Consider the following 13,188-nt stretch of genomic DNA (forward strand, 5'->3'; position numbering starts at 1 on the left):
AGCAGCGGAAACGGCTGCCATGCCTCCGGGCGATCTGCGGCGGGGATCGGCGTCATTCGCACCACGTCATCCAGACATCCGCGATCGATCGGGATCCGCATCGCCACCGCCGCGTCGCTCAGATGCCGATTAGTGGCAGGCGAATCGTCTGCCACTGTCGTGCCCCATGTTGCTGCCGATTCTGGCCGCCGCCAATCTGGCCATCCACACTCACCCGTGAAGGGCGGGAGTCTAGTTGATTATGGAGCGCGACGGAACCGGCCCCGATGCCGGCGAGCCGCCTCAACCTAGCCGGCGAGGAAGCCTCGAAAACCCTGTTCAAATGCCACGCAGTGGGCTAGATCAGGACGCGGTTCTTCGTGATCGCGCGCCGGTCGAACGGTCCCTAGGCCCGACCGCGCCATTGCGTCGGCCAGGCAAGACGGCAAAGGGGGGCCGGCGAGCGGCATGGACTTGGCGCTCTTTATCAAGGGGTTGATCGTCGGTTTCGTCATTGCGGCACCGGTGGGCCCGGTCAACATCCTTTGTATCCACCGCACCTTGACCGTCGGCCGGCGCTCGGGATTGATTTCCGGCGTCGGCGCCGCGCTCGCCGATACGTTTTTCGGCATCATCGCGGCGTTCGGCCTGACACTGATCGCCGATTTTCTCATCGCCCAGCAGTTTTGGCTGCGGACCATCGGCGGCATCATAATCATCACCTTGGGAATACGCGCCTTGTTCTACAAGCCGAAGCCGCCGGGCAGCGTGGAACGGCGCTGGCACAAACGGATCGCCGGCGACTTCACCAGCACATTTGCGCTGACGATCACCAACCCGATCACGATTTTTTCGTTCGTCGCGATCTTCGCCACCGCCAACGCCGTGGTTCCCGAAGACGATTTGAGCGCGGCGCTTGCCCTTATCGCCGGCGTTTTTGTCGGTTCGCAAATGTGGTGGTCGACCCTGACCTTCGGCTCCGGCATGTTTCGCCACCGCCTCGACGAAGACGCGCTGCGCTGGTTGAGCCGCATTTCCGGCGCGCTGATTATCCTGTGCGGCGCGGTCGCGCTGTTGAGCGTGGTGCCGCCGTTCAACAAGATTTTCGAGTACTGACCACTTGGATCTGCCGTCTTAGGCGGCCCGCTTCATATGACCGTCGATCAAATTTTCCGCGATTTGTATCGCGTTGAGCGCCGCACCTTTGCGCAGGTTGTCGGCGCACACCCACATCGCGAGCCCGTTGGCGATGGACGGATCGCGGCGGATGCGGCTGACATAGACGGCATCCTCGCCGGTGCACTCGACCGGGGTCACATAGCCGTCGTCGGTCCGGTGATCGACGACCGCAACCCCCGGCGCGTCGCGTAGGATTTCGCGCGCCGCGTCGTCGGACAGCGGGCGCTCGAATTCGACATGGACGGCCTCGCCGTGGCCGATGAACACCGGAACCCGCACGCAGGTGGCGACGACCTCGATTTCCGGATCGAGAATCTTCCTCGTCTCTTCCCGCATTTTCCACTCTTCCTTGGTCGAGCCATCGTCCATGAAGACGTCGATATGCGGGATGGCGTTGAAGGCGATCTGCTTGGTGAATTTCTCTTTCTCGACCGGGTCGTTGACGTAGATGGCGCGGGTTTGCTGGAACAATTCGTCCATCGCCGCGTTGCCACCACCGGACACCGACTGGTAGGTCGCAACCACGATCCGCCGGATGCGGGCCACGTCATGGAGCGGCTTCAACGCCACCACCATCTGGATGGTCGAGCAATTGGGATTGGCGATGATGTTCTTCTTCGCGTATCCGGCGATCGCCTCGGGGTTGACCTCGGGAACGACCAACGGAACCTCCGGGTCCATGCGGAACTGGGAGGTATTGTCGACTACCACGCAGCCCGATTGCGCCGCGCGCGGCGCGTGAACCGCGGAAACCTTCGCGCCAGGCGAGAACAGCCCGAGATCCCAACCCGTGAAGTCGAAGTGATCGAGCGCCTGTACTTTGAGTCGCCGGTCCTCGCCGAAACTCACTTCCTTGCCGACCGACGCCGTCGACGCCACCGCCGCAATCCTGTCGACCGGAAACTTGCGCTCGCTCAGGGTATTGAGGATTTCGAGCCCGACATTGCCGGTCGCCCCGACCACCACTACATTGTACGTCATATCGCCGCTTCCGTTCGAACCATTGCGTCCCCGACCTTGCCGTCGCGGGATCGATTGAATTACGCTTTCATCACCGAGTTTTCAAGGATTGGCCGTGACCGGACGTTTTCAAACCTTCGCCGAGTTCTGGCCGTATTACCTCGGCGAGCATGCACGGCCGCTGACCCGCCGGCTCCACTATTTGGGCACCTCCCTCGGCATCCTGCTGTTCGTTCTGGCGCTATCGCTGGCCGAGCCGTGGCTGCTGCTCGCGGCGTTGATCGCCGGATACGGCTTCGCCTGGTTCGCACACTTCGCCGTCGAGCGGAACCGTCCGGCCACCTTCACCTATCCGCTGTGGTCTTTTGCCGGCGATTTCAAGATGTTGTGGTTGTGGCTCACCCGCCGCCTCGACCCCGAACTCGAGGCCGCCGGCGTCAAGAAGCGCTAGACAGGACGCCGCGAGCGACCCGCATCGTCGCGCGGCCGAAAATATCGTCGCCGAATCAGCCTTGCGGCTTGGTTTCGGTCGGCACCGGCGTCATTGGCGCGCCCGCGGTTTGCGCCGGCTTCTCGGTATGTGCGCTTTTCAGTCCGCCACAGCCCGGCCCCGCCATTGCGACGGAGGTCGTCAGCGCGACCATGGCCAAACCGCCAACCAGCGTCAGTATAAGCCTTTTCATGGCGCTGTCCTTTTCTGCCGTGAACCGACCAAGTCTACGACCAAAACGACCTGCGCTCAAGCCGCCAGGGCGTCGAGCTCGAGCAAGAGTTCGGCCCCCATTTGGGCGGTCGATACCAACTGCATGCCGGGCTGCATGATATCGGCTGTGCGAACCCCGCGCTCGAGCACGTTGTTGACCGCTCTTTCGATCACCTCGGCGTCGGCGGCCAGATCGAAGGCATAGCGCAGGGCCATCGCGAAACTCAGGATCATGGCCAGCGGATTGGCCTTGTCCTGACCGGCGATATCCGGGGCACTGCCGTGGACCGGTTCGAACAGCGCCATGCGCCGCCCGGTGGCATCGGGTGCGCCGAGCGACGCGGACGGCAGCATGCCGAGCGAACCGGTGAGCATCGCGGCCTCGTCCGAAAGCATGTCGCCGAACAAATTGTCGGTGACGATGACATCGAATTGCTTGGGATAGCGCACCAACTGCATCGCGCAGTTGTCGGCGTACATGTGGGTCAGCTCGATATCCGGAAATTCGGCGTCGTGAAGCCGCTGCACCTCCTGCCGCCACAGCACGCCGGTCTCCATCACGTTCGCCTTTTCCGAAGAGCAGACCCGGCCGTTGCGCTTGGCGGCGAGTTCGAACGCGACCCGCGCGACGCGCTCGATTTCGGGCGAGGTGTAGACCTGGGTATTGACCCCGCGGCGGGTGCCGTCGGCCAATTCCTCGATGCCGCGGGGTTCGCCGAAATAGACGCCGCCAGTGAGCTCTCGCACGATCAGGATGTCGAGCCCACTGACGATTTCAGGCTTGAGGGTCGAGGCATCGACGAGCGCTTCAAAACACATCGCCGGGCGCAAGTTGGCGAACAAATCCATCTCTTTGCGCAAGCGCAGCAGTCCACGTTCCGGCTTCCGCTCGAACGGCAGGTCGTCCCATTTCGGTCCACCAACGGCGCCGAGCAGAACCGCGTCGACCGCCAATGCATCGGCCATCGTCTCATCGCTCAAAGGGGCGCCATGGACATCGATGGCGGCGCCGCCGACATGGCCCTCGGCGATATCGAAACCGACCGCGCGGCGGCGGTCGAGCCAATCCACCACGTGCCACACCTGGCGCATCGCCTCGGGGCCGATGCCGTCGCCCGGCAGCGCAAGGATCTTTCTGTTTGAAGCCATCGGTTATCGCTCGCTGTCGAAGTTTCTTGTTTCGGTTGGCGCCCGTTCCTACATCGCCAGCCTCGGGGCGACAAGGTCCGCGTCGATAGTGCGCCGCGAGACCGTCAATTGCCGATGATGCGCATGAAGGTACGGTACATGGCGTCGTCGGCCGCTTCGCCCCGGCGCTTTCCCGAATCGGTGAAAAAATGGGCAAATCCGAAAACCGTCTTGTCGCCGCCGACGAAGAATGCGCGCGAGAAAAAGGTGCCGCCGGAATCGGCGCATTCGACGATCGCGCGACGGGCGAATTCCCCGTTGCCGACGGTCCGACGGGCGTGCATGCGTACGCGGGGCCGGCCGGAACAGCCCTTGGACCAATCGATGACTACCTGACGGACAACCTTGTCGAAATCGGCAAGGACACCGATCGGATAGGAGGCGAGAACGCCGTAGACCGATTCGCGGACGTCGCCGACCACCGCATCGTTGCTCCAGACGAAGCTGGCGTCGGGCCAGTCGTTCTCGATCTGCGCCGCATCGAGGAGGCGGAAATCGGATAGCCCGGCGACGTCGAGTAGTGTCCGAACGTCGGCGTGCTCAAGCGTCGCGTCCGGCTCGGCCGCCGCGGACGACGCCATCGTGCTCGCCAATAACGGCGCCAAACAGGCGCCGACAATCGCCAGCCGGACGATCGAATTATGCCTAAATCGCGTCGCTTCCGATGCGTTGCGCCCGCGCCGGTCGGTTGACCGCATGTCCCCCTCTACCAATCGACCCCAGACCTAGTGGCCCCATTTTAACGCGTTCGGCCGACCTGCGGGACTTCTTCTGTCGCGCCCGTCAGCGCCACAGCCAGGGGTGTCGCTGGCGGAGGCTGTCCTCATGGTTGTCGATATGGGCGGCCTTTTCCATGGTCAGGCCGATATCGTCGAGGCCGTTTAGGAGGCAATGCTTGCGGAAGGGGTCGACGTCGAATTCGATGATTCCGTGGTCGTGCCCGGTGACCGTCTGGTCCTCGAGATTGACCGTCAGCGTCGCATTCGCCCCGCGCCCGGCATGCTCGAGAAGGCGCGCGACGTGATCGTTGTGCACGGCGATCGGCAGGATGCCGTTCTTGAAGCAGTTGTTGTAGAAAATGTCGGCGAAGCTCTCGGCGATGACGCAACGAATGCCGAAGTCGAGCAGCGCCCAGGGCGCATGCTCGCGCGACGAACCACAGCCGAAGTTTTTGCCGGTGACGAGGATTTCAGCGTTTTCGTAGTGCGGGTGATGGAGCACGAAGTCCTCGATCCGCTCGCCTTCGTGGGTGTGGCGCAGCTCGTGGAACAACCCGGCGCCGAGCCCGGTCCGCTTGATCGTCTTGAGGAACTGTTTGGGGATGATCATGTCGGTGTCGACATTGTCCATGTGCAGCGGCGCCGCCACCCCGGTTAGTTCGATGAATTTGTCCATACCGTGTTCCCGCCTCTATTCGGGTCGTTGCGTTATTTGAGACCTATTGCATATCCCGCACGTCGGTCAGGTGGCCCGCGATCGCCGCCGCCGCGGCCATGGCCGGGCTCAACAGATGGGTGCGCCCGCCACGTCCCTGCCGGCCCTCGAAATTGCGGTTCGAGGTCGAGGCGCAGCGCTCGCCCGGCTCGAGCCGGTCGGCGTTCATCGCCAGGCACATCGAGCATCCCGGTTCGCGCCAATCGAACCCGGCCTCGACCAGGATGCGGTCGATGCCCTCGTCCTCGGCCTGAACCTTGACCAAGCCGGAGCCGGGCACGACCATGGCATGAATGCCGTCGGCGACCGTGCGGCCCTTGGCGATTTCGGCGACGGCGCGCAAATCATCGATGCGGCCGTTGGTGCACGAGCCGATGAAGACCTTGTCGATGGCGACCGCGTTGAGCGGCGTCCCCGGCGTAAGACCCATATAGTCCAGGGCGCGCTCGATGGCGCGGCGGCGTGATTCGTCGCTTTCCGCCGCCGGATCGGGCACCGCGCCGGTGATCGGCAGCACGTCCTGCGGGCTCGTGCCCCACGTCACCTGTGGCGGAATGTCGCCCGCGGCGAGGCGCACTTCGCTGTCGAACACCGCGCCGTCGTCGGTCGGCAATTCGCGCCAGTGGGCGACCGCCTGCTCCCAGGCCCCCGCCTTCGGCGCCATCGGCCGGCCCTTGAGATAGTCGAAGGTCACCTCGTCCGGCGCGATCAACCCGGCGCGGGCGCCGGCCTCGATCGTCATGTTGCAGACCGTCATCCGGCCTTCCATCGACAGGCCACGGATCGTGTCGCCGGCGTATTCGATGACATGTCCGGTCCCACCCGCGGTGCCGATGCGGCCGATGATCGTCAGCACCAGATCTTTCGCGGTGACACCGAGCGGCAGATCGCCCTCGACGAGGATCCGCATGTTCTTGGCGACCTTCTGAATCAGTGTCTGGGTGGCGAGGACATGCTCGACCTCCGACGTTCCGATGCCGAAAGCCAGGGAGCCGAAAGCGCCATGGGTCGCGGTATGGGAATCGCCGCAGACGATGGTCATGCCGGGCTGCGTCATGCCCTGCTCGGGCCCGATAATATGGACGATGCCCTGGCGGACATCGTCCATGTCGAAGAACTCGATACCGTGCTCGGCACAGTTTCGGCGCAGGGTCTCGACCTGGATGCGCGACTCCTCGTCCTCGATTCCGCGGCTGCGATCGTCCGTTGGCACATTGTGGTCGGCGACGGCGAGCGCGGCATCCGGCCGCCGCACCTTGCGGCCGGCCATGCGCAGACCTTCGAACGCCTGGGGGCTCGTCACCTCATGGACGAGGTGGCGGTCGACATAGATCAGGCAGGTTCCTTCGTCTTGGCGATGGACCACGTGATGGTCCCAGATCTTGTCGAACAGCGTCCTCGGCGACGTCATCCGGTCCTCCGCCGTTGTCGGTTAACTTCCCGCCTTTTTCGCCTCTGCGGCGGCACTCCGCGACTTGGCGGCGGCCATGCCGCGCCCGGTCGTCCGCTCCGCGATCCGCGCCCGCTTGCCGGTCCGGCCGCGGAGGTAATACAGCTTGGCCCGGCGGACCTTGCCGCGGCGGACGATTTCGATCTTCTCGATGCGCGGCGAATAGAGCGGAAAGACGCGTTCGACGCCTTCGCCGTAGCTCAGCTTGCGCACCGTGAATGACGAGTTCAAGCTGGCATTGCGACGGCCGATGCAGACCCCCTCGAACACCTGGATACGCTCGCGCGTTCCTTCGACGACACGAAGGTGGACCTTGACCGTATCGCCCGGGCTGAAGTCGGGGATCGTCTTGGACTCGGTCAGCTTGGCGATCTGATCTTGCTCGATCTGCTCGATAACATTCATAACCACACCTCCTATCCCTGCCCGCGGCGGGCGACATAGCGCGACCACAGGTCGGGCCGCCGTTCGCGGGTAATTCTCTCTGCCTCGGCCAAGCGCCAGGCCCTAATTCGTTCATGGTGGCCGGATAGCAACACTTCCGGCACCGCGCGGTCGCTCCAAACTTGCGGCCGCGTATAGTGCGGGTACTCCAACAATCCCCGCTCGAAACTCTCCTCGGCGAGCGACGCCTCCGCACCCACGACCCCCGGCAGCAATCGCACGCAGGCATCGATCAGCGCGATCGCTGCCGGCTCGCCGCCGGAGAGGACGAAGTCGCCGAGACTCACCTCCTCGAGTCCGCGCGCCTCCACAACCCGTTCGTCCAAGCCCTCATAGCGGCCACAAACCAATGTGATCGCCGTTTCCCCGGCCAACCGCCGGATCCGCTCCTGATCGAGCATCCGTCCCCGTGGCGACAGGTAGATCAAAGGCCCGGCCGCACCGTCGGCCGCATCCAGTGCCGCGTCGACGACGTCCGGCCGCATCACCATTCCGGCGCCGCCGCCGAATGGCGTGTCGTCCACGGAGGCGTGTTTATCGCGCGCGAAATTCCGAATGTCCACTGTTTCCAGCGCCCAAATGCCATCGGCCAGACCCCGCCCGGCCAGCGACAATCCGAGGGGGCCCGGAAACATTTCGGGGAAAAGGGTCAGCACCTTCGCCGTCCACACCGGGTTCCGCGACATCGTCGTCATCGCCTCCGACCGTCAACTTTCCTCATCTACCGCCGTGTCACCTTCGGGCGGCGGTTTGATCACCACTCTGCCGCCGCCGATGTCGATTTCGGGCACTGCTTCCCTGGTAAAGGGAACAAGCACCTGTCGGCGATCCGAATCCACGACCTCGAGCACGTGGCCGGCGCCGAAATCGTACACCGCCTTGACCTTGCCAACCTCGCGACCGTCCGGATCGACCGCCGTCAATCCGATGAGGTCGGCGTGGTAGAACTCCTCCGGATCGGTTTGCGGCAACGCCGACCGCGGTACATAAAGGCGCGTCCCCTTGAGAGCCTCGGCCGCGTCGCGATCATCGATACCGGCGATACGGGCGATGAGCTGTCCCCGGCTGCGCCCGACGATTTCGAGATCGTAGCGCCGCGCCCCGTTCTTGTCGCTGAGCGGCCCGTAGCTTAGGAAATCTTCCGCGTTCGCCGTAAACGAGGCGATTCGAATATTACCGCGGACGCCGTGCGGGGCACCGATCGCACAAACACAGATCATCGCCTCGCCCATCGCTGTCGATCCCGGATTCTCGGCGACTGTTACTCCTCTTTCTTGACCTCTTCGCCCTCGCCCGGCGCGGCGTCCTCTGCAGGTGCCTCTTCAGCCACCGCGGCCTCATCCGCCGGAGCCTCTTCCGTCGCGGTTTCTTCCGCCGCAGCCTCTTTCGCCGGAGCTTCTTCCGCCGCAGCCTCTTCCGCCGGAGCTTCTTCCGCCGCAGCTTCTTCCGCCGGAGCTTCTTCCGCCGCAGCTTCTTCCGCCGGAGCTTCTTCCGTCGCGGCCTCTTCCGCCGGGGCCTCTTCAGCAACGGCCTCTTCCGCCGGGGTTTCTTCGGCCGGGACTTCCTCGGCAACCGGTTCCGCCGCCTTAGCCTCTTCGGCCGCTTTCGCCGCCACCACGGCGGCAGCCGCAGCCTCTTCCACGACCTTCATCCGCTCGACCGCCTTGGCCTTGGGCTGGTTTTTCTTGGTCTGTTCGGGGATCGCCGGCGCCGCGGCGATGCTGGCATCGCCCAGGAACCGGGCGACACGGTCGGACGGCTTGGCACCGACCGACAACCAGTGACGGATCCGCTCTTCCTTGAAGGTCAATCGATCGCCATGGTCTCGCGGCAACATCGGATTGTAGGTGCCGAGCTTCTCGATGAAGCGGCCGTCCCGTGGATCGCGGGAATCGGCGACGACAATGCGATAAAACGGCCGTTTCTTGGCGCCGCCCCGCGCCAGACGAATTCTTAGGGCCATGCAAGCTTCCTCCTGAATTGATCCTGATTTCGTGGACTATTCCGCGTCGTAACAAACGGCTTCTATCTTGTGCCCGTCGGGGTCGAAGACGAAGGCGCCATAGTAGGTTTCGCTGTATTCCGGCCGCAGCCCGGGCGCGCCCGCATCGGTGCCGCCGGCCGCGATCGCGGCGTCATGGAATGCTCGAACCAAGTCGCGCGACTTGGCCTGAAAACAGACATGCATCCCGTTGCAGGGCGCCGTCGGTCGGTCACCATCGAGGGGCCGCGTGATCCAAAACTGCATGGACGGCATCTCGGGGCCATAGGCTGCCGCCTCGCCGTCAATATCGTACAGCCGCTGGTACCCCAGGACGGCAAACACCCGGTCGTAGAAATCGCGCGAGCGGACGATGTCGGCGACGCCGATGGACATGTGATCGATCACGGTTCCCGCCTCCTGCCTCGCCTACATGCCGCCGAATCCAGGCGGCAGCCCGCCCGGCGCCATACCGCGCATCATGCCCTTCTTGCCGAGCTTGCCCATGCGCTTCATCATCTTGGTCATCTGCAAATGCTGCTTGAGCAGCTTGTTGACCTCCTGGACGGTCGTGCCCGAACCGGCGGCAATGCGGCGTCGGCGCGAGGCGTGAATGACTTTCGGACTGCGCCGCTCCTGTTTGGTCATCGACGAGATGATCGCCTCCTGGCGGCGGATCATCCCGTCGTCGATCTTCGCCTCGGCCAATTGCTTCTTGACCTTGCCGACACCCGGCATCATGCCGAGCAGTCCCTCGAGGCCGCCCATTTTCCGCATTTGCTGGAGTTGCTGGGCCATGTCGTCGAGATCGAAGTCGCCCTTCTGCACCTTGCGCGCGAGCTTCTCCGCCTCTTCCTGCTCGATCGTCTCCTGCGCCTTCTCGACCAGGCCGACAATGTCGCCCATGCCGAGGATGCGGCCGGCGATGCGCTCGGGGTGGAAGGCTTCGAGGGCATCGAGCTTCTCGCCGACACCGATCAGTTTGATCGGGCACCCCGATTCCATCCGCATCGACAGCGCCGCGCCGCCCCGGGCATCGCCGTCGACCCGGGTGAGAACGATGCCCGTCAAGCCGACCCGATCGCCAAACGCCCGCGCCACGTTGACCGCGTCCTGACCGGTCATCGCGTCGGCCACCAGCAGGGTCTCGACCGGGTTGGTCGCGTCGCGGATCGCGGCCGCTTCGTCCATCAGTTCATCGTCGATGGCGAGCCGCCCGGCGGTGTCGAGCAGCAATACGTCGTAGGCCTCCAGCGTCGCCTTTTGCACCGCGCGGCGGGCGATCGCGACCGGCGGCTCGCCGGCAACGATCGGCAGGGTATCGATTCCCGCCTGCTCGCCGAGCACCGCCAGCTGCTGCTGGGCGGCCGGGCGCCGGGTATCGAGCGCCGCCATCAGGACCTTGGACTTCTGCCGTTCGGCCAATCGCACCGCGACCTTCGCCGTCGTCGTCGTCTTGCCCGAACCCTGCAGCCCGACCATCAAGATCGGCACCGGCGGGTTGGCCCTGAGGTTCAATTCGACGGCTTCACCGCCGAGCATCTCGACGAGCTGGTCGTGAACGATCTTGACCATCTGCTGGCCGGGCGTGACACTTTTCAGCACGGTCTCGCCGGTTGCCGCCACGCGGACATGGTCGATGAATTGCTTGACCACCGGCAGCGCGACATCGGCCTCGAGCAGCGCCACCCGGACTTCGCGCAACGCCACGTCGATGTCGGCCTCCGACAAGGCGCCGCGCCGGGTCAGCCCGTCGAAAATGTCACCCAGCTTACCGGTCAGGCTTTCGAACATTGCCGCATGACTCCAAAACACAAAAGCGCCCGTGCGCGAAACTCGCGGACGGACGGGCCCCCTCGGGGGCATGGGTTACTCAAATTGATTGAGCGCGGCGGAATTTATGCACCCCGGCCGCCAACGTCAAGCACGACCTTGCTCCCTATCTCGGGGCGCACGACCGCATTTGGCCGCGTGTACCGACGCCGCCGCCTTGCTATGATCGTGCGCCCAAACGATTTACATCGCAGCCGAGGCACGACGCGCAGGCCATGATCGACTTCCTCGCCACCTGGATCCGGGTCGTCTCCCACGGCGGCGCGGGCGCGCGCGTGCTGACCAACGGCAAGTACACTGGATGGTTCTTCGGCGCCAGCGATGCCGGTACGATCGACCCGGCCGGCTTGGGTCGCGTCTCGTGGGTGGTTGTGCGCAAGACGCGGATCAACGAGGTGCCGCTGCCGACCCTTCGAGCCGTGGCGAAGGGTTTCGCCTGTCGGCTGGAGAATGCCCGCTTCATCGTCCTGCAGCGCGGCGCGGCGGCCCGCCCAAGCGCGTTTCTCGATGCTGTCCGGCGCCAAATCGGCAGCGACACCGACGCGCCGGCCGGCCCCCTATTCGACGACGCCGACGCGGCCTCATCCGGCGCCGAAGCGGTCGCGACCCGAGCCATCGTCGTGACGACTTACAACCGACCCGCGGCACTTGCCCGGACTCTGCCGCAGCTGATAGCGCTCGGCGTTCCGGTCCTCGTCGTCGACGACGGCTCGAACGAGGATGCCAGCGACGCCAACCGCCAGTGTGCCGAACGACTGGGCGCCCGCTATCTCGCCCTGACGGAAAATCGCGGGGTTGCCGGGGCCGTTAATTTGGGCGTCGCATACTGGCTGGCCGATCCCAAAATCGAGTGGATTTCCTATTTCCAGGACGATGTCGACGTCGACCCGGAGCTGTTCGACGTCCTGGCCGTCTACGAGGACCCGCTTCGTCAGCCGGTGCTGACCGGGCTCGACACCAACGAGCATGCCGCCACACGCGAGACCACCGACCGCGGCCACAAATTGAAATACAAGGCCAACAGCACCGGCATGCATCTACACTGCCACCGCGATTACTGGGCCGCCGTGTTGCCGGTTCCGTCGCGCTATCTTGGCGCGCCGAAGGCGGGCCGCGGCGGATCCGGCGCCGATTCGTGGATCGTCAAGCGCGCGCCCGGGTCCATCGTGCAGCGTGGGATGAACGCGCTCTGCGTCTGCGGCTTGGTGACGTCGTTCGCCTGGCGCAAGGAAGATTCGACCTGGGGCAACCAGCATCTGGTCGACCCGCCGCAGGACCCCGCCGACGGCTCGCCGGCGGAATGACCGGGGACGACGACGTGCGGGACGCGATTGACTGCGGTGTCAGCGCCGCCGGCTTGGTCGTGCTTGGCAGCCTCGCGGTCGGTCGGGCCGATTTCGCCGATATACGCTCCGGCACCCTGGTACTGATCGGCAATGCCGGCCCCGCCATGTGGCGCCATTTCTCCACCGACCGCCGCGACGAACCCGATCCGCTGAACGGCTGGTCGCGGCGTACCCTGGACGCGATCGCTCAAGGTCTGACGCCTGAATTTGGCCCGATGCGTGTGCTCTACCCCTTCGATGGCCCGCCCTATCACCCGTTTCAGGCCTGGGCGGTCCGCGCCGGCGCCGCATTTCCATCGCCGATCGGCCCGCTGATCCACCCCGTCTACGGTTTGTGGCATGCCTATCGCGGCGCTTTCCTGCTTGCCGAGCGGCCGCATACGCCGAGCCCGAACCAGGCGCTCCACCCCTGCGAAAGCTGCGCCGAAAAGCCCTGCCTGACGACCTGCCCGGTCGATGCCTTCACCGCCGGCGGCTACGACGTCGCGGCCTGTGTCGGCCATATCTCGGGGGACAGCGGGGCCGAGTGCAGGGAACTCGGTTGCCGGGCGCGGCGCGCTTGCCCGATCGGCCGCGAATTCCATTACGGCGGTGAGCAGGCGGGCTTCCATATGGACGCATTTTTGGCCGCGCGCCGGGACCCTTAGCGGCGGCGGCGAGAACGCGCGGGCATGGACATTTTCGGCCTGCG

General features: G+C 64.8%; 16 protein-coding genes. 4 read left to right on the top strand and 12 right to left on the bottom strand.

All coding sequences use genetic code 11. The features are described from left to right. Positions 1 to 447: 447 nt before the first annotated feature. Positions 448 to 1,095, top strand: a complete 648-nt coding sequence (locus GY791_13970) for a LysE family transporter (GenBank protein MCP4329529.1) — start codon at positions 448 to 450, stop codon at positions 1,093 to 1,095. Between the two features lie 18 nt (positions 1,096 to 1,113). Here GY791_13970 and GY791_13975 read toward each other — a convergent pair whose 3' ends face one another. Next, a complete protein-coding gene (locus tag GY791_13975) occupies positions 1,114 to 2,139 on the bottom strand; it encodes an aspartate-semialdehyde dehydrogenase (GenBank protein ID MCP4329530.1) in 1,026 nt (341 codons plus the stop codon). Between the two features lie 94 nt (positions 2,140 to 2,233). Here GY791_13975 and GY791_13980 point away from each other — a divergent pair, with 94 nt between their 5' ends. Then, positions 2,234 to 2,569 carry a DUF962 domain-containing protein gene (locus GY791_13980; protein MCP4329531.1) on the top strand — a complete coding sequence of 112 codons (336 nt, stop codon included), beginning with the start codon at positions 2,234 to 2,236 and terminating at the stop codon, positions 2,567 to 2,569. Positions 2,570 to 2,624: 55 nt separating this feature from the next. On the opposite strand, the gene GY791_13985 is transcribed toward GY791_13980, so the two are convergent. The 11 genes from GY791_13985 to ffh all read right to left on the bottom strand — a co-directional run bounded on the left by GY791_13985 (position 2,625) and on the right by ffh (position 11,112). Then, positions 2,625 to 2,801: a hypothetical protein gene (locus GY791_13985; GenBank protein ID MCP4329532.1), complete on the bottom strand. Its 177-nt coding sequence runs from the start codon at positions 2,799 to 2,801 to the stop codon at positions 2,625 to 2,627. 56 nt (positions 2,802 to 2,857) lie between these two features. Further along, on the bottom strand, positions 2,858 to 3,970 hold the full coding sequence (gene leuB / locus GY791_13990) for a 3-isopropylmalate dehydrogenase (GenBank protein ID MCP4329533.1): 1,113 nt from the start codon (positions 3,968 to 3,970) through the stop codon (positions 2,858 to 2,860). A gap of 104 nt (positions 3,971 to 4,074) precedes the next feature. Further along, positions 4,075 to 4,590: a hypothetical protein gene (locus tag GY791_13995; protein MCP4329534.1), complete on the bottom strand. Its 516-nt coding sequence runs from the start codon at positions 4,588 to 4,590 to the stop codon at positions 4,075 to 4,077. Between the two features lie 202 nt (positions 4,591 to 4,792). Next, complete coding sequence (leuD, locus tag GY791_14000) at positions 4,793 to 5,404, bottom strand: 3-isopropylmalate dehydratase small subunit (GenBank protein ID MCP4329535.1); 612 nt, start codon at positions 5,402 to 5,404, stop codon at positions 4,793 to 4,795. A gap of 43 nt (positions 5,405 to 5,447) precedes the next feature. Beyond that, entirely contained in the window at positions 5,448 to 6,854 is a 1,407-nt protein-coding gene (leuC, locus tag GY791_14005; GenBank protein MCP4329536.1) for a 3-isopropylmalate dehydratase large subunit, read from the bottom strand. Positions 6,855 to 6,875: 21 nt separating this feature from the next. Next, positions 6,876 to 7,298, bottom strand: coding sequence for a 50S ribosomal protein L19 (gene rplS / locus GY791_14010; protein ID MCP4329537.1), 423 nt, complete (start codon positions 7,296 to 7,298; stop codon positions 6,876 to 6,878). Positions 7,299 to 7,309: 11 nt separating this feature from the next. Then, positions 7,310 to 8,032, bottom strand: coding sequence for a tRNA (guanosine(37)-N1)-methyltransferase TrmD (gene trmD / locus GY791_14015; protein ID MCP4329538.1), 723 nt, complete (start codon positions 8,030 to 8,032; stop codon positions 7,310 to 7,312). A gap of 12 nt (positions 8,033 to 8,044) precedes the next feature. Beyond that, positions 8,045 to 8,569, bottom strand: a complete 525-nt coding sequence (rimM, locus tag GY791_14020; protein ID MCP4329539.1) for a ribosome maturation factor RimM — start codon at positions 8,567 to 8,569, stop codon at positions 8,045 to 8,047. A gap of 29 nt (positions 8,570 to 8,598) precedes the next feature. Further along, on the bottom strand, positions 8,599 to 9,300 hold the full coding sequence (gene rpsP, locus GY791_14025) for a 30S ribosomal protein S16 (GenBank protein MCP4329540.1): 702 nt from the start codon (positions 9,298 to 9,300) through the stop codon (positions 8,599 to 8,601). Positions 9,301 to 9,336: 36 nt separating this feature from the next. Then, the gene (locus GY791_14030; protein ID MCP4329541.1) at positions 9,337 to 9,714 is read right to left on the bottom strand and encodes a VOC family protein; all 378 of its coding nucleotides are present in this window, start codon (positions 9,712 to 9,714) and stop codon (positions 9,337 to 9,339) included. Positions 9,715 to 9,747: 33 nt separating this feature from the next. Beyond that, positions 9,748 to 11,112 (bottom strand): signal recognition particle protein, encoded by a 1,365-nt coding sequence (ffh, locus tag GY791_14035; GenBank protein MCP4329542.1) that lies wholly within the window; start codon positions 11,110 to 11,112, stop codon positions 9,748 to 9,750. Positions 11,113 to 11,366: 254 nt separating this feature from the next. Between ffh and GY791_14040 the strand changes: the two genes are divergently transcribed. Together GY791_14040 and GY791_14045 are read left to right on the top strand one after the other, a co-directional pair. Beyond that, complete coding sequence (locus GY791_14040; GenBank protein ID MCP4329543.1) at positions 11,367 to 12,455, top strand: glycosyltransferase family 2 protein; 1,089 nt, start codon at positions 11,367 to 11,369, stop codon at positions 12,453 to 12,455. Beyond that, a complete protein-coding gene (locus GY791_14045; protein MCP4329544.1) occupies positions 12,452 to 13,144 on the top strand; it encodes a hypothetical protein in 693 nt (230 codons plus the stop codon). Before GY791_14040 ends, GY791_14045 begins: the two co-directional genes overlap by 4 nt. The last annotated feature ends 44 nt before the right edge of the window (positions 13,145 to 13,188 follow it).

Source organism: Alphaproteobacteria bacterium (genome assembly GCA_024244705.1).
Classification (GTDB): Bacteria; Pseudomonadota; Alphaproteobacteria; order JAAEOK01; family JAAEOK01; genus JAAEOK01.